The sequence below is a fragment of the Candidatus Rokuibacteriota bacterium genome (assembly GCA_016209385.1).
Lineage (GTDB): Bacteria > Methylomirabilota > Methylomirabilia > Rokubacteriales > CSP1-6 > JACQWB01.
The window spans coordinates 1-23165 of record JACQWB010000087.1; the positions used below are offsets into that span (position 1 = coordinate 1).

Below are 23165 nucleotides of genomic sequence, written 5' to 3' on the forward strand. Positions count from 1 at the left end.
CGTGACGGCGCTCGAATCGCGGGAAGACAAGGAGCGCGGGATCGAGGTGGGCGCCAATGCTTACATCATCAAATCGAGCTTCGACCAGTCGAACCTCCTCGAGATCATCCGCCGGCTGGTTTGAATGCGTGCCCCTCACCTTGATCCTCTCCCCTCACCCGGCCATGACCCGACCGCAAGGGTCGGGTGCCCGCTGAGGAGGCTCGCCTTCGCTCGCAGCTTGCGTGGAGGGGCGAGGTGAGGGGCATCGCAAAGGGGCGGGGTGTGCGGGGGAGGAGTGAATGATCCGGGTGCTTGTGGCGGACGATTCGGCGACGGTGCGGGAGTACCTCGCGTACCTGCTCGGCGAGGACCCCGCGCTGGAGGTGGTGGGCACGGCTCGGGACGGCCGGGAGGCCGTGGAGCAGGCCGAACGGCTCAAGCCCGACATCATCGTCATGGATGTCCACATGCCCCGGCTGAACGGCTTCGAGGCCACGCGTCAGATCATGGAGCGGGTCCCCACGCCCATCGTGATGGTGAGCGCCAGCACGAGCCGGGAGGAGGTGGCGATGACCTTTGAGGCGCTGAAGGCCGGGGCCCTGACAGTGGTGGACAAGCCCGGGGGGCCGGATCACCCGAAGCACGCTGAGAGCGCGCGACGCCTCGTCGAGACGGTCAGGCTGATGGCGGACGTGAAGGTGGTCAGGCGATGGCCGAGGCGTGAACGCCCGGCGCTGCCCTCCGTGCTTCCCGCAAAACCCGACAGGAAGATGAGGCTCATCGCCATCGGCGCTTCTACCGGTGGGCCTCAGGTCGTCGCTGAGATTCTCTCAAGGCTACCCCGCGACCTGGGGGTCCCGATCCTCGTCGTTCAACACATCGCGCCGGGTTTCACCGAAGGCCTGGCCGAATGGCTCGGCCAGGGAGCCAGGCTCATGGTGAAGCTGGCCGAGCCCGGTGAGTCGATCCGCCCGGGCACGGTGTACCTCGCCCGGGACGGCTTCCAGATGGGGATCACGAAGGATGGGCGGATCCGCCTGACGAAAGAGCCGATGGAAGACGGCTTCTGCCCGTCGGCCTCCTATCTCTTCCAATCGGTGGCCGAAGCGTATGGCCGGTCAGCAATCGGCATCCTCCTGACCGGGATGGGGCGGGACGGCGCGGCGGGGCTCAAGAAGCTCCGGGAGGTGGGCGGAGTAACCGTCGCCCAGGACGAGGAGTCGAGCGTGATCTTCGGGATGCCGGGAGAAGCCGTTCGCCTGGGGGCGGCCCAGCACGTGCTCTCGCCTGAGGAGATCTCCGTCATGATTCGCTCCCTGGTCACGGCGGGATAGGTCGTCAGCGGTTATGGAACGCACGATCCTTGTCGCTGAAGACAGCCCGACCCAGGCCGAACACCTCCGCCTCCTCCTGGAAGGCGAGGGCTACCGGGTTGACGTGGTCACGAACGGGCTGGAGGGCTGGGAGCGGGTGTGGGTGGCGCCGCCGGATCTCATCGTCTCCGATGTCGTGATGCCCCAGATGGATGGCTACGCTTTCTGCCAGGCCGTGAAGTCTGCCGAGCGGACGCGGCGGATTCCCTTCGTCCTCCTCACCGAGCGGAACACCCCGGCGGACTTCATCAAAGGCCTCCAGCACGGGGCCGACAACTTCATCACCAAGCCATTCCAGGACGACTACCTCCTCGAGCGGGTCCGGCGGATCTTCGAGAACCTGGAGCTGCGCCGCCAGGGCCGCCTGGATGTCGAGATCACCCTGGCCCTGGGGGAGCAGAAGCTCGTCATCAACGCCGACAAGCAGCAGATGATCGAGCTTCTTTTCGCGACCCTCGAGGAGCTGGTCCGAGCTAACGGACGACTCGCCGAAGCGCAGCGGACCGTGGAGGAGTACGCCCGAAACCTGGAAGCCAAGGTCCAGGAGCGCACCGAGCAGCTCCTCCAGACCGAGAAGCTGGCCACCATGGGCGAGCTCCTGGCGGGCGTGGCCCACGAGCTGAACAACCCCCTCTCGGTCTTGCTGGGCCAGTCGGCCCTCCTCCGCGAGATGGCCGGGAGCGGACCCGTCGCGGAGCGAGTGGAAAAGATCGCCAAGGCCACGGAGCGCTGCGCCCGCATCGTGAGAAACTTCCTCACCCTGGCGCGCCAGCACCCGCTGGAGCGCCAGCGGGTCTCGCTCAACCACGTGGTCCAGGAGGCCGTGGAGCTTCTGGCCTACCCCCTCCGGGTGGACAACGTCGAGGTGACGCTCAACCTGGCCCCCGACCTCCCGGTCCTCTGGGCCGATCCCCACCAGCTTCACCAGGTGGTGGTGAATCTCGTCACCAACGCCCACCACGCGATGCGCGAAGCTCTCGCGCCACGCCAGCTCACCCTCACGACCGCGCACGACGAAGTGGCGGGACGGGTCTCGCTCGAGGTGGCCGACACAGGGCCCGGGATCCCGCGCGAGATCCAGGCGCGGATCTTCGAGCCGTTCTTCACGACCAAGCCCCCGGGGCAGGGAACGGGCTTAGGACTCTCCCTCTGCCAGGGGATCATCGCCGAGCACAGAGGATCCATCCGGGCGGAGAGCGAACCAGGACGGGGCGCGACCTTCATCGTCGAGCTGCCGCTGGAGGCTCCGCAGTTGGCGGTGGCGGAGACCCGGGCGGCCGAGGCACGCCTATCCGTCCGGGGGAAGAGGCTCCTCGTCGTGGACGACGAGCCGGGGATCCTGAGCGTCCTGGCGGAAATCCTGTCCGCCGACGGCCATCAGGTAGACACGGCGGACAACGGGGCCCTTGCCCTCGAAAAGCTTCAGGCGCGGGCCTACGACCTGATCCTGAGCGACCTCCGGATGCCCGAGCTGGACGGGGCCGGGCTCTACCGCGAGGTGGAGGGCCGCCACCCCGAACTCCTCCGGCGATTCGTCTTCCTCACCGGCGACACGCTTACCCCGGAAACCAGGAGGTTTCTGGAGCGGGTCGCCGCGCCCTGCCTGACCAAACCCTTTACGCCCGCAGAGGCGCGCGAGGTGACCCAGCGGGCGTTAAGGGCCCTGCTGGCAGACTCGGCCGCCACGGGCGCTCCCTGACCGCTGCTGGCTGGAGGGCCAGCCGGGGATGGCCAGCGCGAAGGTGGGAAGACCGGTGGGTCAAGCGACAATCCTCGTGGTTGAGGACGATCCGGCACTGCGGGACGTCCTTGACGAGCACCTCGCGCGGCTGGGCTACCGCGTCGTGACTGCGGCCTCAGCGGAAGTCGCGCTCGCGCTCGTGGAGCAGACCGCGCCGGATCTCATCCTCACCGACGTCCACATGGGGGTCATGAGCGGCATCGAGTTGTGCGCCCGCCTCAAGGGTGATCCGCGCTTTCAGCTCACGCCCGTGATCCTCCTGACCGGGGTGGCTGATCTGGACGCTCGCGTGGCCGGGTTGGCCGCGGGGGCCGACGACTTCTTCGCCAAGCCCGTCGAGTTCACTGAGCTGCGCACGCGGGTGGCCGCACTCCTCCGGGTCAAATCCCTTCTCGACCAACTGGAGCGGGCCGAGGGCGTCATCACCACCCTGGGGCTGACCATCGAGGCTCGGGACCCGTACACCGGAGGGCACTGCGAGCGGCTGGCGCGCTACGCGGTAGCTCTGGGGCAGGCGCTGGGAGTCGATCAGCCAACCCTGAAGGCGCTCCGGCTGGCGGGCTACCTCCACGACCTGGGGAAGATCGCCGTGCCCGACGGGATTCTCCTCAAGCCCGGGCCCCTCGACCCGGTCGAGCGTACGAGAATCCAGGCACACCCTGCCGTGGGCGCCGATCTGGTCCAGGCCCTTCGGACGCTCGACGGCGTGCGCCCCGTCATCCGCCATCATCACGAGCGCTGGGACGGCTCCGGCTACCCGGACGGGCTCAAGGGCGACGGGATCCCGCTCGGAGCCCGCATCATGGCGGTGGTGGATGTCTACGATGCGCTCCACAGCGAGCGGCCCTACAAAGGCCCGCTCGCCCACGCCGAGGCGGTCTCGATCCTCCTCCGAGAGACCGACGCCGGCTTCTGGGATTCTCGGATCACCGCGACCTTCGTCGAGGTGCTGGAGGACCTGGGGCCGGTGGCGGGACGGCCAGCGTCGTCCTGAAATTTTCCGATCCCCTCTCGCCTGGACAGCAAGCAGGTGGAGACGGCGGCCAACGCGACGCGACCCTCGCCCTGGACAAGCGCCGGGAGCGCGCGTACGATCGATTCTGAGCAGCATCAAGATGCGAGAACGGGACGCACACCCAGCTGGCCTTCCGAGCCGTGGGACCACCGCATGAAAATCCTGATCGCTGAAGACGATGCAGGGACGCGGCTCCTGCTCAGCACGCTGCTGGAGAAGCTCGGACACGAGCCGGTCGGAGCGGGGAACGGTCGCGAGGCCTGGGCCGCCTTCGAGCGCGACTACTTCCCGGTGCTCATCGCGGACTGGCTGATGCCGGAGATGGACGGGCTGGAGCTGTGCCGCCGGATCCGCGCTGAACCCCGGCCGAAGTACACGTATATCATCCTGCTGACCGGGCTCGGCGGGAGGGACAACTACCTGGCCGGGATGAACGTGGGCGCTGACGATTTCGTCACCAAGCCCTTCGATCCCGAGATACTGGCGGCCCGGCTGCGGGTCGCCGAGCGCATCCTCGGCCTCCAGGAGGAGGTGAAGCGGCTCGAGGGGCTCCTCCCGATCTGCTCGTACTGCAAGAAGATCCGCGACGAGCGCGACGAGTGGGTGCCGCTCGACTGGTACGTCGCCACGCGAACCGACGCGGCATTCTCCCACGGCATCTGTCCCGAGTGCCTGGAGACCACGGTGAAGCCCGAGATGGAGCGCCGGAAGCGGAAGCGCCGCTAGGCCAATCGGAGGGGGCCTCGGAGGGCTCAGCGGAAGAGTACGGCCAGCACGACGGCGGCGACGAGGGCTGGAAGGAAGTTGGCGACAGGCACGCGCCGCACATCCAAGAGCAAGAGTCCGATCCCCAGGATCAGCGCCCCGCCGGTCCCGGTGATCTCGTTGAGGACCCGCTCGTCGAGCATGAAGGCGAGCTGGGCGCCGAGGAGCGTGAGCGCTCCCTGGACCACCAGCACGGTCAGCGCCGAGAAGAGCACGCCGACACCCAGGCTGGAGGCGAAGGCGATCGAGGCCGCGCCGTCCAGCATGGACTTGGCGTAGAGGACCGCGGCATCCCCGTTCAGGCCCTCCTGGATCGAGCCCACGATCGTCATCGGCCCGACGCAGTAGACCAGGCTCGCGGTGACGAAGCCCGCCACGAAGCTCCCCTCCGAGGAGCCGACGCGCGACTTCAGCCAGGCGCCGGCGCGCTCGAGCTTTCCCTCGAGGTCCCACCACTCGCCCAGGAGGCCCCCGACGACCAGGCTCCCGATCACGATCAGCGGGTTCTCGGTCTTGAGCCCGAGTCGCACGCCGATCAGGATCGTCGCCAGGCCGAGCGCGTCGGTGATGACGCCCCGGAGCCGCGGCGAGAGTCGCGCGCCCACGAGGAGGCCCAGCCCCCCGCCGGCGAGCACCGCGGCCACGTTCACCAGCGTTCCCTTCAGCAGCATCGTCGGGTCCGCGCGATTCGCGCCATTATAGGGAGCTGCCTCCGAGCAGTCAAACGACCACCCGGAAAACTTTCCCCTTGACAGGCTTCCGAAGGCGGGAGGAATATGCCTCCCGCGTAGCCGACATCCGTGTGCCTGTCGCCTTTTTTCAAGAACCGATTTCGGAGAACGGAGGGGAACCATGGATGCGACCTGGCGCGCCGCGTTAGCGGAGTTTATCGCCACCCTGCTCTTCATTTTCCTCGGCGCCGGCACGGTCGTCGTGACCGGTGGGCTGATGAAAGAGGGACTGACCTCAGCACGTCTGGTCGCGATCGCCCTGGCTCACGGTTTCGCGATCGCACTTCTCGTCGCCGCCACGGCAAAACTCTCCGGCGGCCATATCAACCCGGCGGTGACGTTCGGGGCCCTGGTGACGGGAAAGATCAGCCTCCCGACGGCGATCTGGTACGTCGTGGCCCAGCTGGTCGGCGCGGTGGTCGGCGCCGGGCTCCTGGCGCAGGTGATCCCCGCCGCCGCGCAGGGTAACCTGGGGGCCCACGGCCTGGGCTCCGGCGTGAGCGCCGGGGGCGGGCTCCTCGCCGAGATCGTCCTGACGTTTGCGCTGGTGTTTGTCGTCTTCGCGACGGCCATGGACCCGAAAGGCCTCGGGCACCTCGCGCCCGCAGCGATCGGCCTGACCGTGCTGGTGGACCACCTGATCGGCGTGCCGGTCACCGGCGCCTCCATGAATCCGGCGCGAAGCTTTGGCCCGGCCCTCATGGCCGGGGCCTGGGACAACCACTGGATCTACTGGCTCGGCCCCTTGATCGGTGGCACGCTCGCCGCCGTGGTCTACGAGTTCCTCTTCCTGCGCAGAAGCGAATAGGCCGTCGGGTCTTCTCCCTTGAGATGAGGGCCGGGCCGTTGGTAGGGGTCGCCGTCGCCCTGACGCTCGTTGCCTGCGCCGAGGATTCAAAACCACCCACGGCCGGCGACGGCGACCCGAACCGGGGGAGGCAGATTTACGTGGCCCAATGCATAGCCTGCCACAACCCGGACCCGGCCAAGCCGGGCGCGCTTGCGCCTCCTGTCAAGGGATCCTCGCGGGAGCTCTTGGAGGCGCGAGTCGTCCGGGGAACCTACCCGCCGGGCTACACCCCCAAGCGCGAGAGCGCGGTCATGCAGCCGATGCCGCACCTGGCCCCCGCCATCCGAGACCTGGAAGCCTTCCTCAAGTAGGGCTCCGCCTGGACGCGGCCGCCGCCCCGGCCGCACGGGGATCCTGAGGCGGCACCCGGGGCCTCCCGCTGCGCCCGTCGGGTATTGACAAGGCTCTGCTGGCATGGTATTCCTTATAGCAAATGAAATTCTACAGAAAATCATCGGCGTATGCCAGGGCCGAGCCTGAGGCCCGCGTGGCCCACCTGGTGGGCCGGCTCAAGGAGGCGGAGGGGCGGATCACCTCCCAGCGGCTCGGCATCATTCGCGCGCTCGTCTACAACAAGAACCACCCGAGCGTGGAGGACATCTACCGCGAGCTCCGTCCGACGTTCCCCACCTTGAGCATCGCCACCGTGTACAAGACCCTGGAGCGGCTCAAGCGCATGGGCGAGGTCCTCGAGCTGGAGTTCCGCGAAGGCAGGAACCGCTACGACGGGATGAAGCCCGAGCCCCATACCCACCTGATGTGCACCGACTGCGGCAGGATCCTGGACCTCGAGTTCGAGCTCCCAGCGGGACGGGCGTCGAGCCTCGCCCGAACGTCGGGCTTTCGGCTCCGCGCGGTTCGGTTGGACCTGTACGGCGTGTGCAAGCGCTGCCGCCGTAAGGGCAGTTAGCGCCGCTGTTTTTTTTGCGGCATGAGTGGAAAATAATTTTCCGTAAACAATGACTCTTAACTAGCAATGACACGACCCGACCGCAGGGCAAAGGTGCCGAACCGGGGTGTCGAGCGGCGCACGCCGGCGGGCTCCCCCGCGTGCGACGGGAAGCGTCCGGCTGGAACGCCGCGGGGACGGCACGACGAGCGTCCGCCAGCCCCGAGCGCCAGGCGTCTCCCGGGAAAGGACACGGGAGCACGGCTGGTCTGCATGCGGTGCGGGATCACCTTGCCCGTGAGGCGGGACCCCGCGCTCCAGGACGCCGAGCGGGCGGCGACGCGCGCGGGGTTTCAATTGAGGTCTTACCGGTTGGACCTCTGGGGCCTGTGCAAGCGCTGCCGGAATCGCGGCTGACGTGCTTGTGGGTGCCGCACACGCTCGTCCAGGCGAGGGCGACCGATCGCTGCTCGCGGCGGAGTTCAACCGGTGCGCAGCGCTGAGAAGAAAGGAGAAGCCATGAAGTGCTACGTGTGCCTGATGGAAGTGGCAGTCTCGAAGGAGATAGTCGGCCTGTGCACGGCCTGTGGGGTGGCCCTTTGCGGCGGGCACTTCATGGAGGCCGGCAGGACAAGGCACGGGGGAATGCGCTACACGTGCAGTCACTCGTTCCCGACCCCGGCCCAGGTGGCTCGGACGGAGGCGGCCCCCGGCGGTGCGGCGTCCCAGCACGTGGCCGCGTGCAAGCACTGCGGCATCGCGTTGACGCTCGCTGGTGTCGCCGAACTGGCGACGCACGCACAGGGCGGCATGCGCTACGGGTGTCCCCACACGGCCCGGGCTCAAGTGCCGGCCTGAGTCGCCCCGGGTCGCCGGGTCACAGCGAGAGGTCGACACCCCTTTATCTCCGAGGCGTATCGGGCCGACCTGGGGGCCGGAAGGCCGTCGGCAGCCGGACGCGCCGGGGAAAGGGGCATGCGGTAAACGACGCGAACAGCGGAGGAGGATTTCGCTTTATGGCAAGAAGAGACCTGAAGGGAAGCAGGAGCGAAAAGAACCTGAAGGAAGCCTTCGCCGGCGAGTCGCAGGCGAACCGGCGCTACATGTACTTTGCCCGCCAGGCCGACATCGAGGGTTTCCCCGATATCGCCGGACTCTTCAAGGACACAGCTGACGCAGAGACCGGCCACGCCTTCGGCCACCTCGACTTCCTCAAGTCGGTGGGCGACCCGGTCACGGGGGTGCCGATCGGCAAGACCGAGCTGAATCTGAAGTCGGCGGTCGAGGGGGAAACCTACGAGTACACCCAGATGTACCCGGGCATGGCCAAGACCGCCCGGGAAGAAGAGTTTTCCGAGCTGGCCGAGTGGTTCGAGACGCTCGCCAAGGCGGAGAAGTCCCACGCCGGCCGCTTCACCAAGGGGTTGAACCAGATCGCCGGCAAAGAGCCGGCCGACGCCATTTGACGCTGGATATCCGCGCGCCCGACTTCTGGCAGCTCGGCAAGGTCGACGCCGAGCTCCGGCGGGTCTTTGATATCTGCAACGGCTGCCGCCGCTGCATCACGCTGTGCCCGTCGTTCAAGGACCTGTTCCAAAGCCTCGACGCCGAGGCGGTGGACGGAGACGCTGAGAAGCTCCCCGGCGCCGACCTGAGGCGCGTGGTCGATCTCTGCTACCAGTGCAAGCTCTGCTTCAACCACTGCCCCTACACGCCGCCCCACCGCTGGCAGGTGGACTTCCCGCGCCTCATGCTCCGCTCCCGCGCAGCCCGGGCTCGGACAGAGGGCGTCACGCTCCAGGACCGCTTTCTCGGCAACACCGCCTTCGTAGGCAAGCTGGGGAGCCTGACCGCCCCGCTCTCGAACTGGGCGAACCGGTGGGGCGCGCACCGGGCGTTTCTCCAGGCTGTGGTGGGTATCCACAAGGATCGGAACCTCCCTCGCTTCCACCGGGAGACGTTCTCCCGATGGTTCGCGCGGCGCCGGCCGGCGAGCTTCTCGCCGCAGGCGCGGGTGGCGCTGTTCGCCACGTGCGCGGTCGAATACAATAATCCCGCCGTCGGCAAGGCCGCCGCGGCGGTCCTCGAGCGGAACGGGGTGGACGTTACGCTCCCCCCCCAACGCTGTTGCGGTATGCCGTACTTGGACGGGGGCGCGGTTGCCGAGGCCCAAGCCCTCATCCGCGAGAACGTCAGGGCGCTGGCGGCGGCCGTCCGGGAGGGGCGCGAGATCGTGGTCCCCGGGCCGACGTGTAGCTACATGTTGAAGCAGGAGTATCCCTGGCTCGACGGCTCAGAGGACGCGCGACTAGTCGCGAGCCATACCCGCGACCTCTTCGAGTTCCTGATGCGGCTCCACGCGGAGGGAAAGCTGGAGACTTCTTTCGTCGGGCGCCCGGGCACTGTCGCCTACCAGCTCCCCTGCCACCTGAAGGCGCAGAACCTGGGGACCAAGTCCGCCGACCTGCTCCGGCTGATCCCCGGGGCGCGGGTGGAGGTGATCGAACGCTGCGCGGGCGTGGACGGGACGTGGGGGCTCAAGCGGCAGTACTACGAGCTGTCGCTGGCCGTGGCCCGACCGCTCTTCAAGGAGATCGAGGCCGCGCGGCCGGACCGGATCGCGACCGACTGCCCCCTCGCGGCCCTCCAGATCGCCCAGGGCACGGGGACCGCGCCGCAGCACCCGGTGCAGATCCTCGCCGAGGCCTACGGGTTCACCGTCGAATGAAGAAGATCGATCGCTCCGACGTCAAGAACATCTACGAGTACGAGAAGGCCCGCGAGGCCATCCGCGCGCGGATCATCGACCTCAAGCGAACCCGCCGCGTCCAGGTCGGCCCGCACCTCTCCTTTCTCTTCGAGAACCGGAAGACCGTGCTCTTCCAGATCCAGGAGATGTGCCGGACCGAGCGGATCGTGGACGACGCCCGGGTGCAGGAGGAGATCGACGCCTACAACGACCTCATCCCCGAGCCGGGCGAGCTCTCGGCCACTCTCTTCATCGAGATCGAGGACTCCGCCCGCATCCAGGAACTCCTCGACCGGTTCATGGGCATCGACGCGGGCGACCGCGTCTGGATCCAGGTCGGGAAGGAGTACGCGATCCCGGGCCGTTTCGAGGCGGGCCGGTCCGACGAGGAACGGGGAAAGCTCAGCGCCGTCCACTTCGTGAAGTTCGCGTTCACCTCCGAGCAGGCAGCGGCCTTTCGCGACGCCGAAGTCTTCCTGGTCGTGGACCACCCCGGCGAACAGGCCCGCGTGCGTCTGTCCGACGAAGCGAAAGCCTCCCTCATGGAGGACCTTCTCGCCTGAAATGCGGCCCGGGGCACTCGCGGGGTTCACCCTCGCCCTGATTCTGGCCGCCTGTGCCGAAGACTCGACGGCGCCAGGGCCCGGGAGCGGCGATCCAAACAGGGGAAGACAGGTCTACCTGACCCAGTGCACCGCCTGCCACAATCCCGACCCGTCGAAGCCGGGGTCGCTCGCTCCGCCGGTGAAGGGCTCTTCACCGGTGCTACTTGAGGCGCGCCTCGTCCGTGGGATGTACCCGCCGGGTTACAAGCCAAAGCGCGAGAGCAGCGTCATGCAGCCGATGCTACACCTCGCCCCGGCGATCCCCGACCTGGCCGCCTTCCTCCAGTAGGCCCCTCACCCTTGCCTCTCCGCCCAGAAGAGGGGCGCATCGCCGATTTCCCTAGAAGCATGCTGAAATACCGCTGCGCTGGCATTGTCCTCACGCGTTCTTCGAGCGCGGGCTCTGCCCGCGCAAGCTCTGGGGGAGGCCTCGGAGGGGGCCGCCGAGGCCCCCTCCGATGATCTAGAAGAAGATCTCGAAGAGCAGGTAGAAGATCAGCGCGAGGATGAAGCCCGCCCAGAGGGTGCCCTTGACCGTCGCGAGCGGCTTCTTCGTGGCGCCCGCCGTCCCGAACAGGGCGTTGGCCTCGACCAGCAGGATGACGACCGCGCACACGAGGCCCATCCCGATCTTCCCGCCCCGGCTCATCATGTCCGCGAGCGTCGAGAGGTGGCTCGCCGCGCCCATGTAGAAGAGCATCGGGATCGAGAAGACCACGTTCGTCCGCGAGGCAAAGCCCGCGCGCTGGCCGGCTGCCGCCGCCGCCGGGTTGGCCGGCCTGCCGGCCGCCGTGTCGATGGCGTTCTGGATCACGACCTTCTGCTCGGGCCAGATGACGAACCAGACATTGGCCCACATGAACGAGCCCAGCGCGCCCCCGAGGAAGATCGCCCAGCCGTAGCCGGTGTTGAAAAATCCCAGGACGCCGAGCTCGCCCATCCGATGAAGGAGGATGAGCCAGCCGGAGAGGAACGTGATCATCGCGCCCCAGCGGAACCACCAGAGCGCGCGCGGCACGAGCCTCTGGATCGCCCCGCTCCGCACCGCCGGTTCGGTCTCGGCGAAGAACGGCGTCTGGACCAGGTTGAAGTAGTAGAGCAGGCCGATCCACACGATCCCGGCCAGGAAATGGACCCACCGCAGGAGAAAGAGCCAGCCCTCATAACTCAGCATCGCCATGGTACCCTCCCGCTCGCGCAGTTGACAGGCCGCACAGTCACACTCTCGGGCATCGCAACGGGTCCACAGGTGTCAGGAGATTCAGTTCATGGCTGTCACTTGTCCTCGTCCTCGTGCTCCTCGTCTTCCTCCTCGTCGAAGTCTTCCTCCTCGTCGTCGAAGTCCTCGTCCTCGAGGTCGTCGTCTTCGAGCTCGTCTTCGTCGTCCTCGAGCTCCTCCGGCTCCTCGTCTTCCTGGTCGCCGTCGGCGTCGTAGTAGGGATTTCCCTCGTCCTCGATGTTGGGACGCTTTCGGAGCGGCATCATGCAAGCCCTCCGAGCCCCGGCGACTTGACTTGATCCGCGGGACTCGATAGTGTGGGGTTGATTTTTGGGCGAATTATAGCAAATTGACCTACCCTGTCCATGGGATTTTCGGCGGTGTAGCTCAGAGGCAGAGCAGGGGTCTCATAAGCCCTTTGTCGCAGGTTCGAGTCCTGCCACCGCCACCACCTCCCGAACCTCCCGACCTCCTCCTTGCGGTTTTTCTCGCGCTCCCCTACACTAGGATTTCCGGATGAGCCTGCCGCTGAGCCGCTTCCGAGTGATCGACCTGACGACAGTGCGCTCGGGGCCGACCTGCACGAAGGTCCTGGCGGACTTCGGCGCCGACGTGCTGCGGGTCGAGCGCCCCGGTGACGCAGCGCGCGACCGCGCCTTCTTCGACGCGGCGGACCTGCACCGGAACAAGAAGAGCCTCGTGCTGAACCTCCAGCACCCGAAGGGCTACACGGTGGACCAGGTCTTCGCCGACTCGCAGGTCGCGCGGTCCAGGCTGGTGCGCGAGGTCGAGCACCCCCTGTGGGGGCTCGTCAGCGTGCTCGGGCTCCCGGTGATGCTGAGCTGCACCCCGGCCCAGGTACGGACCGCGGCCCCGCTCTCCGGCCAGCACACACGCGAGGTGCTCGCCGGCCTCGGCTACGACCGGACCGCCATCGAGGGCCTGCTCGCCGACGGGGTCGTCGAGGAGGCCAAAGGAGCAAAATCGTGAGCGACGACATCCTGGTCCAACACGACGGTGCGATCGCGACCGTGATGTTCAACCGGCCCCAGGTTCGAAACGCGGTGAGCCTCGCCATGTGGCGCGAGATCGCGCGGGTGGCCGAGGGGCTCGGCAAGGACGACAGCGTGCGCGCGGTGGTTTTCAGAGGCGCAGGGACCGAAGCCTTCGCCTCCGGCGCCGACATCTCCGAGTTCAAGGAGGTCCGCAAGGACGTCGCGACGGCGCAGGCCTACAGCAAGGAGACGGAGGCCGCCTACCGGGCCGTCCGCCGCTGCCCCAAGCCGACCGTGGCGATGATCTACGGCTTCTGCATGGGGGGCGGTATGGCCCTGGCGATGGCCTGCGACCTGCGCTTCGGCGCCGAGGGCGCCAAGTTCGGCATCCCGGCCGCGCGGCTCGGGATCGTGTACGGTCTCGAGAGCACCCGCCAGCTCGTCGACCTGGTCGGGCCCGCCTATGCCAAGGACATCCTCTTCTCCGCGCGCGCCATCGAGGCGCAGGAGGCCTTCGCCATCGGCTTCCTGAACCGGCTTCTCCCCGTTGAGGAGCTGGAGTCCTACACCTACGACTACCTGCGAAAGGTCGCCGCCAACGCGCCTTTCTCGGTGCGCGGCGCCAAGCTGATCATCGAGGCCGCGGTGGAGGACGGCGGGGTGAGCCGGCAGGCCGAGATCCGCGAGCTGACGCTCGAGGCCTTCGAGAGCGAGGACTACAAAGAAGGGACGCGCGCCTTCCTGGAGAAGCGGCCCCCGCGCTTTCAAGGCCGCTAACGCGGGGCCGCGGTCGGCGCAGTCGGCCCGTGACGCTGCCCGCGCTGCCAGTCGCCCTCTTCGCCTTCCACCTCTGGGTCGGTGCCGCCGCGATCCGAGAGAGCCTGAAGCTCGCGCGACGCTTTCGCGCCCAGCCGTTCCTCGAGAGGGAGGGCGACTTCCCTCGCGCGGCGACCGACACCAGCATCACCGTGATCATCCCCGCCCGCAACGAGGAGGCCACCCTGGCCGCGTGCGTCCGCGCCGCCCTGGCGCAGCGCGTGCCGTTGCTCCAGGTCGTCGTCGTGGACGACCACTCCGAGGACGGCACGCTCGCGGTCGCCTCAGCCATCGCGCGGGAGGATCCGCGGCTCAGCGTCGTCCGGGCCGCCGAGCTCCCCGCTGGCTGGACCGGCAAGAGCCATGCCCTCCACCAGGGTGTCGGCGTCGCCACCGGGGAGTGGCTGCTCTTCACCGACGCCGACGTGGTGCTGGCACCCGAGGCGCTGGCGACGGCGCTCGCCTTCGCGGAGGCGCAGCGCCTCGACCTCCTGAGCCTGTCGCCGCGGCAGCGCTGCGACGGCTTCTGGGAGCGCCTCATCCAGCCCCTCGTGTTCCGGCTCCTCACCGAGCGCTTCGACATGCGGTCCGTCAACGACCCCGCCGCCACGGCGGCAGCGGCCAACGGCCAGTTCATTCTGATACGCTGGGCCGCGTACCTGCGGGTCGGCGGACATGCGGCGGTCAGCGGGGAGATCCTCGAGGACGTGGCGCTCGCGCGCCGAGCCAAGCGCGCGGGGCTCCGGGTCTACTTCGCGAACACGCGATCCCTGGCCGAGGCCCGAATGTACCGTGGGCTGGCCGCGATCTGGGAGGGATGGCGGAAGAACCTGTTCGACCTCCTGGACTCGAGCCCCCGCGCCGCCGCGACGGTCGCCCTCCGCGAGCTGCTCCTCTGGGCCGCTCCCTTTGCAACTTTCCCGTTGAGCCTGGCGCTTTCGGCGTACAATACGAGCGTGGGGCTGCCCGTGGTCGTAACCGGCGCGCTCGCGCTTGTGTGCGCCCTGGCAAGCAGCGCGTACCTCCGGTGGCTGGCCGACGCGTTCCCGCGCTACGCGCTCCTGCTCCCGATCGGAACCGTCATGCTGGTGTCGATGCTCGTCGCCTCCTGGTACCGCCGTGCCGTGCGACGCCGGGTCGTCTGGAAAGGGCGAACCTATAAAGCGTGACTGATGAAGCGCCCCGAGCCCGGGCTGATCTACGCGACCCGCCGCTTCACCTTCTCGTCGGCCCACCGCTACTGGCGCCCGGAGTGGAGCGCCGAGGAGAACCGTCGGGCCTTCGGCGCGCTCACGACGGTCCACGGTCACAACTATGCGCTCGAGGTCACCATCCGCGGGCCCGTGGACGAGCGCACCGGCATGCTGATGGACCTCGCCGAGCTGAAGCGGGTCGTGGGCGAGACGGTGATTCAGCGCTTCGACCACGCCGACCTGAACCAGGACGCGCTCTTCGCCGGTGGCGTCGTCCCCACCACCGAGACGCTGGCGCGGACGATCTGGGACCTCCTGAGCCCGAAGCTCGGAGCCGACCGCCTCTGGCGCATCCGGCTCTGGGAGGACCCGACCTTTTACGTGGACTACCATGGCCCGTGAGACCGTGACGCTGACCCGGACCTACCACTTCAGCGCGGCGCACCGGCTGGCGAGCCCCCTGGTCTCCGACGAGGAGAACCGCGCCATCTACGGTCCGTGCTTCCGTCCCCACGGGCACAACTACCTGCTGGAGGTCACCGTGTCCGGGCGCGTGGATCCGGTCACCGGCATGGCCGGGAACCTGGAGCGCGTCGACACCGCCGTGAAGCGCGCGATCATCGATCGCGTGGATCACCACGACCTGAACGGCGACGTCCCCCTCCTCGACGGCGTCATCACCACCGGTGAGAACCTCGTCCGGACGTTCTGGCACTGGCTCGCGGCGGTGCTCCCACCGGGCGCGCTCCGGCGCCTGGCCCTCGTCGAGACGGCGAACAACGTGTTCGAGTACGCGGGGGAGCCGGGCGCAGGGGACCCGTCATGATCGAGAAGCTGATCGCCGAGCTCCTGAAGGAGCTGGGCGAGGACGCCAGGCGCGAGGGGCTGGCGCGCACCCCTGAGCGCGTGGCCAAGGCGCTCCGCTACCTGACCTCCGGCTACCAGCAGGATGTGCAGGAGGTCCTGAACGGCGCGCTCTTCGTCGAGAACTACGACGAGATGGTGCTGGTGAAGGACATCGATGTGTTCAGTTTGTGTGTCCCGAGCAAGCAGATCGTCAACACCGTCGGCGGGGCCAAACCGGCGCGCAAGGTCCGGGTGGGCGACCGTCTCTGGACTCTGGATCATGGCTACCTGAAAGCGACTACTGTGACCAGGGTCACCTCAAGGAAGACTCGAGAGATCGTGGAGGTTCGGACCGCAAGGGGACGCTTTCGAGTGACGCCTGACCATCCTGTCATGACGAGGGCCGGCTGGAAAGAGGCCCAAGATCTCAAGCCGGGGGTGGAGGTTGAGTGGATCAACCCCAAGTCGCTTTGCCGGCAAGTCCACCGACCCGTGCCGGGATATGCTCTGGGATACGTGTTGGGGGCGACGGCCGCCGACGGGAGCGTTCAGGAAGGCCGACGAATCAGCCTGGCTGTAAAGAGCCCGGCGTTCGCAAAGGTCTATCGAAAGGCGTTGCTCCAAGCCTTTCCCGGCTCGAAGCCGGCGGTGCATCAGATCAGAGTCCCCTCCGGCTTCCTGAAGAAAGAGATCCCGATTTATCGCGTCCGTGTTGTCTCTCGCGACATCGGGGAGAAGCTGTGTCGCTGGTTGGGCATCTCGGAGCACGGATCCAAAAGCAAGACAAAGTCGTTCGAATTTCCCAAGGTCGTCACTGCATCGAAGCAGATGATGCGGGGCTTCCTCGATGGGTACTGTGACGGCGACGGCTATTACGCCGGTGCGGCGAGATTCATCATCAGCGCCAATAGGAAATTCCTGGGCGAGTTGGCTGAATACCTACAGACTCCATTGGCCAAGGCCGGAAACGGCACCGAGGGTTGCTACAGGATATACGTTTCCCCGAGGTGGGACGAGGCCGGGTGGTTCGGCAAGCACGGCTTTCGCAAGCAGAGCGACTTTTATGTGCCTATCGACAGCAGCTACACGACAGTGGTCGGTGTGAGATGGATGCCCAAGCCCAAGAAGCCATATACCGTCTACAGCTTCAAATGCGAGCCGCACCCGACGTTCCTTGTGGCGGGTCACCTGACCCATAACTGTGAGCACCACGTGATTCCGTTTTTTGGCAAGTGCCACATCGCGTATCTTCCGGGGAAGAAGATCGTCGGGCTCTCGAAGATCGTGCGCCTCGTCGAAGTCTTCAGCCGCCGGCTCCAGGTTCAGGAGCGGCTGACGACGCAGATCGCCCACACCCTCCAGGAGGTGCTCCAGCCGCGCGGCGTCGCCGTGGTGATCGAAGCGATCCACCTCTGCATGGTGATGCGCGGGGTCGAGAAGCAGAACTCCAAGGCGGTCACCTCCGCGATGCTCGGCGCGTTCCGCGACCGGCCCGAGACCCGGGCCGAGTTCATGGAGCTGATCAAGCCCCGGGGCCAGGTACTGTGAAGCTCAAGGGTCAGGTCGCGATCGTCACCGGCGCGGGCCGCGGGATCGGCCGCGCCGTGGCCCTGGCCTTCAGCCGGGAGGGGGCGAGGGTTGCGCTCGCGTCCCGGACCACGGCAGCGCTCAACGAAGTGGCGGCGCTGATCCGAAGCCAGAACGGCCTGGCCCTGGTGGCTCCGACCGACGTGTCCCAGGAGCCATCCGTCGCCGCGCTCGTCGAGCGCACGCTCGCCGAGTGGGGTCAGGTCGACATCCTCCTGACGGCGGCGGGAGTCGCCGCCTTCGGCCCCGTTGGGGATTCCAAGCTCTCGGAGTGGGACCAGATGATGGCCGTGAACCTGCGCGGCGTCTACCTGACCTGCCGGGCGGTGCTGGCCCCGATGATGGCGCGACGGCAGGGGACGATCATCAACGTGGTGTCGGCGGCCGCGAAGCGGCCGATCCCGGGCTGCGCCGCTTACGCGGCCTCCAAGCACGGGGTCCTCGGCTTCAGCCGGGTCCTCGCCGAAGAGCTGCGGGCTCACGGAATCCGCGTCGGCGCGCTCGTGCCCGGCGCCGTGGACACTCCACTCTGGGATCAGATCCCCGACGCGCCCGACCGGACGCGGATGCTGAGGCCCCAGGACGTCGCCGAGGCTGCCGTCCTCATGGCGAGCCTCCCGGCCGGCGCGTCACTGGAGGAGCTGACGCTCCTGCCTGCCGGCGGTATCCTCTGATATAATGAGACATCGCGAATCGCGTCATGACCAAACACCGACCCGGGAGGGACTGATGATCACGCTGACCGAAACCGCGGCTCGAAAAGTGGCGGACCTGCGACTGGAAGAGGGGAAGCCCGAGTGGGGGCTCAGGATCCGGGTCGTGGGCGGCGGCTGCTCGGGCTTCTCCTACGAGCTCGGCTGGGAGGAGCAAGCGGCGGAGGGGGACAACGTGGTCGAGTCCCACGGGATCAAGGTGTACGTGGACCCGATGAGCGCGCGCTACCTGGCCGGCGGCGAGATCGATTTCGTGGAGAACCAGATGCTCGGCGCGGGCTTTGCCATCCGGAACCCCAACGTGAAGTCCACGTGCGGCTGCGGTCAGTCCCACCAGTTCTAGGCGATCCGGTTCGAGCGCGGGCTTCGCCCGCGCAATCGGCGGGGGAGGCCTCGGAGGGGGCCGTCGAGGCCCCCTCCGACATTCGAGCGCGGGCTTCGCCCGCGCAACAGAAGGGGGGAGGCGCCGGAAGGGGGGTGGAGCCCCCCTCCGGGCACCTAGCAGCATGAAGGTCGCTGTCCGGCTCTTTGCCCGCTACCGCGAGGCGGCGGGCCGTGAACGGGTCGAGGTGGAGGTCCCCGAGGGCGGGACGGTGGAGTCGGCCTGGGCCGCCATCGTCGCCCGCCATCCCGAGCTCGATCGCTACCGCCCCTATACGCTCTTCGCCATCGGCACCGACTATGTCCAGCCCGATGCCCCGCTCCGGCCGGGGCAGGAGCTCTGTTGCTTTCCGCCTGTCAGCGGGGGTGTGGACGATCTCTACCGCGTCACCGGCGAGCCGCTCTCGGAGGCCGCCCTCACGGAGGCCGTGGCTCACCCCGAGGCCGGTGGGATCGTCGTGTTCTCGGGGGTGGTGAGGAACGAGACCGGAGGGCGACGGGTGAAGTTCCTGGAGTACGAGGCCCATGGGCCCATGGCCGAAGCCAAGATGCGCGAGCTGGGCGACGCCGTCCGCGCGCGCTGGCCCAGCGTCAAGCGCCTGGCCATGGCCCATCGCCTTGGGCGCCTGGAAGTCGGCGAGGCCAGCGTCGTTATCGCGGTATCCGCCGCGCATCGCCGCGAGGCCTTCGAGGCATGCCGCTTCGCGATCGACCGCCTGAAGGAGACCGTTCCCGTCTGGAAGAAGGAGTACTTCGAGGACGGGGAGGTATGGGTAGGGCTTCAGTGTGAGCACCAGCCCTAGGAGCGTGGGGGCCCGGGTACCCACGCCGAAGGCGTGGGTGTCCCCCTCCGATTGTCCTAGTCTCCCCGAGCAGGTTCTGCGGACGATTCGCCGCCACCGGATGGTCGCTGGCGGTGAAACTGTTTTAGTCGGCGTCTCGGGGGGCGCCGACTCGGTTGCCCTCCTCCACTCCCTCCGGACCCTGGCACCCAGGCTGGGGCTCAGGCTCCACGTGGTCCACGTGAACCATGGCCTCCGCCCCGACGCCGACGCGGATCAAGCCTTCGTGGAGGAGCTGGCCCGGCGGTGTGAGATCGCGGTCAGCGTGGAGCGAGTCGCTGTCGCGCGGGGGGCCGGGGAGTCTCCTGAGGCCGCAGCTCGCGCGGCGCGCTACGCCGCCTTCAGGCGCGCCGCCGAGCGGACCGGGGCCGCGCGTGTGGCCCTCGGCCACACGGCCGAGGACCAGGCCGAGACGGTCCTGATGCGGCTCCTCCAGGGCGCGGGGCCGCGCGGGCTCGCCGGCATCCCGCCAGTCCGCGGCCCTTACATCCGGCCGCTCCTCGACGTGCGCCGCCGCGAGATCGAGGCGGAGCTCCGTCGCGTGGGCCTCGCCTGGCGGGAGGATCCGACGAACCGGGATCCGAAGTTCCTCAGGAACCGAATCCGTCACGATCTCCTGCCCTTCCTGGCTTCCAGCTTCGAGCCGCGCATCGTCGAGGCCCTCTGCCGCGCCGGGTCGCTGACCCGCGCCCTCGTGACGGAGCTCGAGGAGGTGGCGGCTCGAGAGCTGGACCGCCTGGCGGTGGCACGGGGGCAAGAAGTGGTGCTGGCCCTGGACGAGCTGCGAGCGCTGCCATCGGGCGTGGGTGAAGAAGTCCTCCGACAGGCTCTGGCGCGGCTCGGCGAGAGGGGCCCGCTGAGAGCCTGGGCCCTGCGAGCCCTCTGCCATCTTCTCGAGGCCGGGGATCCGGCGGGGCCTCAGCGCGTGGGCGGCGTCGTCATCGAGCGGAGCCCGACTCACCTCCGGCTCTCCCGCCAGGGGCAGCCGGTCTCCCTTCCCGAGAGGCCGCTTCAGGTTCCCGGGAGCGTCGCCGTGCACGAGATCGGCCTCGTCATCGAGGCGCGCGTCCTGAACCCCTCGCCGACATACGAGCCCCCGACCGGCCCCTGGCGCGTAGCGTTCGACCTGGACCGGCTCCCGAGCCCGCTCCGCGTGCGCGGGCGCCGCCCCGGCGACCGGTTCCACCCCTTCGGCGCCCCCGGATCGAAGCCGCTCAAGAAGTTCCTCATCGATGCCAAAGTGCCGCGCTGGGAACGCGGCCGGCTCTTGCTCGTCGTCGCGGGGGGCGAGATCGTCTGGGCCGTCGGGCTCCGCCGCGGCGATGCCGCGCCGGTCGTGTCTGGAAGCCGCCTCGTCGAGCTCAGGGCGCTCCCCCTTGGCGCCGACCGGGTGGCGGAGTAAGATGAGAACGCGATTCTCCCGTCCTTCCCGATAAGGAGGTTTCCCGTGCCGAGTCGTGTGCATCCCGTTGCCGCGCTCACTCTCTGCCTGGCCCTCCTCGGCGCACCCGCGTCCGCCGCGCCCGACACGCCGGAGCCCAAGGCGATCCTCCGCGCCCTGGAGGGCGCCTTCGTCTCGGTGGCCGATCGCGTCATGCCCGCGGTCGTGAACGTCAGCACGACCCCCAGGGGCGGGCGGGCGGAAGGGCCCCAGATGGAGGAGCGCTTCCGCGAGTTCTTCGGCCCGGAGTTCTTCGAGCGCTTCTTCCGCCGGCGGCCACCCCAGGAGCCGCGGTCGACGGGCTCGGGGGTGATCGTGGACTCGCGGGGGTACATCCTGACCAACAACCACGTCATCGAGAACGCCACGGAGATCAACGTGCGGCTGTCCGACCAGCGGAAGTTCACCGCCACCCTCATCGGCCGCGACCCCAAGAGCGACCTGGCGGTCCTCAAGATCGACGCCCCCGGCCCGCTCCCGGTCGCCGAGCTCGGCGACTCCGACAAGATCCGCATCGGCCAGTGGGCGATCGCCATCGGCAACCCCTTCGGCCTCGACCGGACGGTCACCGTCGGGATCATCTCGGCCACCGGCCGGACCCGCGTCGGCGTGGCGACCTACGAGGCGTTCATCCAGACCGATGCCTCCATCAACCCCGGCAACTCGGGCGGCCCGCTCCTGAGCCTGGACGGCCAGGTGGTCGGGATCAACACCGCCATCGTCGCGGCCGGCCAGGGGATCGGCTTCTCCATCCCGATCAACATGGCGCGCGAGGTGATGCGCCAGCTCATCGAGAAGGGGCGCGTGGTGCGGGGATGGCTCGGGATCGCGATCCAGGACCTGACCGACGAGCTGGCCGCGGGCTTCGGCGTGCCGCCGCGCAGCGGGGTCCTGGTCGCCGATGTGATGAAGGGGAGCCCGGCAGAGCAGGCAGGGCTCAAGGCCGGCGACATCATCACCGACTTCGGAGGCCAGCCCGTCCGCGAGGTGACAGACCTCCAGAAGCGGGTCGCGGCGACTCCACCGGGGCAGCCGACCTCGCTCACCGCGATCCGCGAGAAGGCGCGGACGCCCCTCACCGTGAAGATCGGCGAGATGCCGGAGGCCGAAGCCGTGGTCGCGGCGGCGCCCGGCGAGGAAGACTGGGGCCTCAGCGTGACGACCCTCACCCCCGAGCTGGCAGAGCGTCACCAGCTCAGCACGAAGCGCGGCGTGGTGGCCAGCTCGGTCGCCCCCGGCAGCGCCGCCGACAAGGCGGGCATCCGCCCGGGGGACGCCATCCTGGAGGTCAACCGGCAGCCGGTCGCCGACGTGGAGGGCTTCCGCAAGAGCCTCGCCGCTACCAAGCCGGGCGAGCCGGTACTCGTCTACCTCCAGCGCGGCGGCGGGCGGAACGAGTACGTTGTCATGCGGGGCTCGGAGCCCAAGCCGAAGCCCTGAACGCAGTCAAGCCAAGTTCCCCGGAGCGCGGCAGAGCGGCGCCTGGAGCCGGCGTTCGGGTCCTCACCCTGGACTGGAGCGCACTGCTCCGACGGCAGCGTGAACAATTCTTTGTGCAGCTAGCCTAACTGGCACCCGCACGGCGCTTTTCGACCGGCGACCCGCGATCCGGGCATCTAGCAGACTGGCGCTGGGCGAGTCAGTCCAGGGCTGCTCCCCCTCAGCGCGGCGAGTGAACCGAAATTAATCGCGCGGTTAACGGTCAGCCTGGAGCCGGGGAGGCGTTGGCATCCAACTTGCTCCCTTTTCAACCAGCCGACCCAACTTCTGACGACGGGGTGCGCACGATGAGCAACGCGGAAGAGATGGCCGCCGAGGTCCCGAGCCCGAGCCGGGACCTCCGCCCCGTGGTCCTGGTGGTTGACGACGAGCCCGGCGTCAGGGAGTCCCTCCGGCGAATCCTGGAAGACGACTGCGACATTCTGGAAGCGGTTGACGGTGCCTCGGCGCTCGAGGCGATCCGGCTGCACGAGGTGGACATGGTCCTCCTCGACATCCGGCTCCCCGACGCCCGGGGCACTGATCTCCTCGGCCAGATCAAGGCCGTCGACGAGTCCATCGAGGTCATCCTCGTCACCGCCGTGCGGGAGGTGCGCACGGCCGTCGAAGCCATCAAGCAGGGGGCCTACGACTACCTGACCAAGCCCTTCGACGTGGACGAGATCCGCACGCTGGTGCTCCGCTCCGTCGAGAAACGGGCCCTGCAGCGCCAGCTCCTCGCCCTCCGCTCCGAGCTCGCCCAGACCCGCGGCTTCGACGCGATCGTGGGGCGCCATCCCGGGATGGTGCGCATCTACGAGCTGATCGCGCAGGTGGCCCAGACGACGGCCACCGTGCTCATCACCGGGGAGAGCGGCACCGGCAAGGACCTGCTGGCGCGCGCCATCCATTGTGGAAGCCACCGCGCACCGAAAGCCTTCGTGGCGCTGTCC

At 68.3% G+C, this 23165-nt stretch carries 26 protein-coding genes, 1 tRNA gene and 2 pseudogenes; 26 read left to right on the forward strand and 3 right to left on the reverse strand.

Going from position 1 to position 23165, the window contains the following annotated elements:
* The 5 genes from HY726_05975 to HY726_05995 form a co-directional block, all read left to right on the forward strand.
* On the forward strand, window positions 1–124 hold a 124-nt coding region (locus tag HY726_05975), incomplete at its 5' end, for a response regulator (protein ID MBI4608535.1).
* 157 nt (window positions 125–281) lie between these two features.
* Window positions 282–1316, forward strand: a complete 1035-nt coding sequence (gene cheB, locus HY726_05980; protein ID MBI4608536.1) for a chemotaxis-specific protein-glutamate methyltransferase CheB — start codon at window positions 282–284, stop codon at window positions 1314–1316.
* A 13-nt stretch (window positions 1317–1329) separates the two neighbouring features.
* Complete coding sequence (locus HY726_05985) at window positions 1330–3054, forward strand: response regulator (protein MBI4608537.1); 1725 nt, start codon at window positions 1330–1332, stop codon at window positions 3052–3054.
* Between the two features lie 28 nt (window positions 3055–3082).
* A complete protein-coding gene (locus HY726_05990; protein ID MBI4608538.1) occupies window positions 3083–4090 on the forward strand; it encodes a response regulator in 1008 nt (335 codons plus the stop codon).
* 174 nt (window positions 4091–4264) lie between these two features.
* Complete coding sequence (locus HY726_05995) at window positions 4265–4837, forward strand: response regulator transcription factor (protein ID MBI4608539.1); 573 nt, start codon at window positions 4265–4267, stop codon at window positions 4835–4837.
* Window positions 4838–4863: 26 nt separating this feature from the next.
* Here HY726_05995 and HY726_06000 read toward each other — a convergent pair whose 3' ends face one another.
* Window positions 4864–5541 (reverse strand): DUF554 domain-containing protein, encoded by a 678-nt coding sequence (locus HY726_06000; protein ID MBI4608540.1) that lies wholly within the window; start codon window positions 5539–5541, stop codon window positions 4864–4866.
* A 187-nt stretch (window positions 5542–5728) separates the two neighbouring features.
* Here HY726_06000 and HY726_06005 point away from each other — a divergent pair, with 187 nt between their 5' ends.
* From HY726_06005 to HY726_06040, 8 genes are all read left to right on the forward strand, one after another.
* Window positions 5729–6415, forward strand: coding sequence for an MIP family channel protein (locus HY726_06005; GenBank protein MBI4608541.1), 687 nt, complete (start codon window positions 5729–5731; stop codon window positions 6413–6415).
* A gap of 38 nt (window positions 6416–6453) precedes the next feature.
* Entirely contained in the window at window positions 6454–6768 is a 315-nt protein-coding gene (locus tag HY726_06010; protein MBI4608542.1) for a cytochrome c, read from the forward strand.
* 176 nt (window positions 6769–6944) lie between these two features.
* On the forward strand, window positions 6945–7367 hold the full coding sequence (locus HY726_06015; GenBank protein MBI4608543.1) for a transcriptional repressor: 423 nt from the start codon (window positions 6945–6947) through the stop codon (window positions 7365–7367).
* 498 nt (window positions 7368–7865) lie between these two features.
* Entirely contained in the window at window positions 7866–8204 is a 339-nt protein-coding gene (locus HY726_06020; GenBank protein MBI4608544.1) for a DUF2180 family protein, read from the forward strand.
* 158 nt (window positions 8205–8362) lie between these two features.
* Window positions 8363–8812: a rubrerythrin gene (locus HY726_06025; protein ID MBI4608545.1), complete on the forward strand. Its 450-nt coding sequence runs from the start codon at window positions 8363–8365 to the stop codon at window positions 8810–8812.
* The gene (locus tag HY726_06030) at window positions 8809–10074 is read left to right on the forward strand and encodes an anaerobic glycerol-3-phosphate dehydrogenase subunit C (protein ID MBI4608546.1); all 1266 of its coding nucleotides are present in this window, start codon (window positions 8809–8811) and stop codon (window positions 10072–10074) included. Before HY726_06025 ends, HY726_06030 begins: the two co-directional genes overlap by 4 nt.
* Complete coding sequence (locus tag HY726_06035) at window positions 10071–10658, forward strand: DUF3501 family protein (protein MBI4608547.1); 588 nt, start codon at window positions 10071–10073, stop codon at window positions 10656–10658. Before HY726_06030 ends, HY726_06035 begins: the two co-directional genes overlap by 4 nt.
* 1 nt (window position 10659) lies before the next feature.
* Entirely contained in the window at window positions 10660–10989 is a 330-nt protein-coding gene (locus HY726_06040; GenBank protein ID MBI4608548.1) for a cytochrome c, read from the forward strand.
* A gap of 174 nt (window positions 10990–11163) precedes the next feature.
* On the opposite strand, the gene HY726_06045 is transcribed toward HY726_06040, so the two are convergent.
* A complete protein-coding gene (locus HY726_06045; protein ID MBI4608549.1) occupies window positions 11164–11880 on the reverse strand; it encodes a urate hydroxylase PuuD in 717 nt (238 codons plus the stop codon).
* A 95-nt stretch (window positions 11881–11975) separates the two neighbouring features.
* A complete protein-coding gene (locus tag HY726_06050) occupies window positions 11976–12185 on the reverse strand; it encodes a hypothetical protein (GenBank protein ID MBI4608550.1) in 210 nt (69 codons plus the stop codon).
* A 110-nt stretch (window positions 12186–12295) separates the two neighbouring features.
* Here HY726_06050 and HY726_06055 point away from each other — a divergent pair.
* The 13 genes and pseudogenes from HY726_06055 to HY726_06115 all read left to right on the forward strand — a co-directional run.
* Window positions 12296–12370: transfer RNA gene (locus HY726_06055), tRNA-Met, on the forward strand.
* Window positions 12371–12531: 161 nt separating this feature from the next.
* A complete protein-coding gene (locus tag HY726_06060) occupies window positions 12532–12909 on the forward strand; it encodes a CoA transferase (GenBank protein MBI4608551.1) in 378 nt (125 codons plus the stop codon).
* Window positions 12906–13691, forward strand: a complete 786-nt coding sequence (locus HY726_06065; protein MBI4608552.1) for an enoyl-CoA hydratase/isomerase family protein — start codon at window positions 12906–12908, stop codon at window positions 13689–13691. Before HY726_06060 ends, HY726_06065 begins: the two co-directional genes overlap by 4 nt.
* Before the next feature lie 29 nt (window positions 13692–13720).
* Complete coding sequence (locus HY726_06070; protein ID MBI4608553.1) at window positions 13721–14899, forward strand: glycosyltransferase; 1179 nt, start codon at window positions 13721–13723, stop codon at window positions 14897–14899.
* Between the two features lie 24 nt (window positions 14900–14923).
* Window positions 14924–15749: pseudogene (locus HY726_06075) on the forward strand (6-carboxytetrahydropterin synthase).
* Window positions 15746–15961: pseudogene (locus HY726_06080) on the forward strand (GTP cyclohydrolase I). Before HY726_06075 ends, HY726_06080 begins: the two co-directional pseudogenes overlap by 4 nt.
* 918 nt (window positions 15962–16879) lie before the next feature.
* Window positions 16880–17317 carry a GTP cyclohydrolase I gene (locus HY726_06085; GenBank protein ID MBI4608554.1) on the forward strand — a complete coding sequence of 146 codons (438 nt, stop codon included), beginning with the start codon at window positions 16880–16882 and terminating at the stop codon, window positions 17315–17317.
* On the forward strand, window positions 17314–18030 hold the full coding sequence (locus HY726_06090) for an SDR family NAD(P)-dependent oxidoreductase (GenBank protein MBI4608555.1): 717 nt from the start codon (window positions 17314–17316) through the stop codon (window positions 18028–18030). Before HY726_06085 ends, HY726_06090 begins: the two co-directional genes overlap by 4 nt.
* A 55-nt stretch (window positions 18031–18085) precedes the next feature.
* Window positions 18086–18412, forward strand: coding sequence for an iron-sulfur cluster insertion protein ErpA (gene erpA / locus HY726_06095; GenBank protein MBI4608556.1), 327 nt, complete (start codon window positions 18086–18088; stop codon window positions 18410–18412).
* 163 nt (window positions 18413–18575) lie between these two features.
* Window positions 18576–19253 (forward strand): molybdenum cofactor biosynthesis protein MoaE, encoded by a 678-nt coding sequence (locus HY726_06100; protein ID MBI4608557.1) that lies wholly within the window; start codon window positions 18576–18578, stop codon window positions 19251–19253.
* Between the two features lie 100 nt (window positions 19254–19353).
* A complete protein-coding gene (gene tilS, locus HY726_06105) occupies window positions 19354–20694 on the forward strand; it encodes a tRNA lysidine(34) synthetase TilS (GenBank protein ID MBI4608558.1) in 1341 nt (446 codons plus the stop codon).
* Window positions 20695–20739: 45 nt separating this feature from the next.
* Window positions 20740–22173, forward strand: a complete 1434-nt coding sequence (locus HY726_06110) for a DegQ family serine endoprotease (GenBank protein MBI4608559.1) — start codon at window positions 20740–20742, stop codon at window positions 22171–22173.
* A 347-nt stretch (window positions 22174–22520) separates the two neighbouring features.
* Window positions 22521–23165 (forward strand): sigma-54-dependent Fis family transcriptional regulator (locus HY726_06115; protein MBI4608560.1); only part of this gene is annotated, 645 nt, incomplete at its 3' end.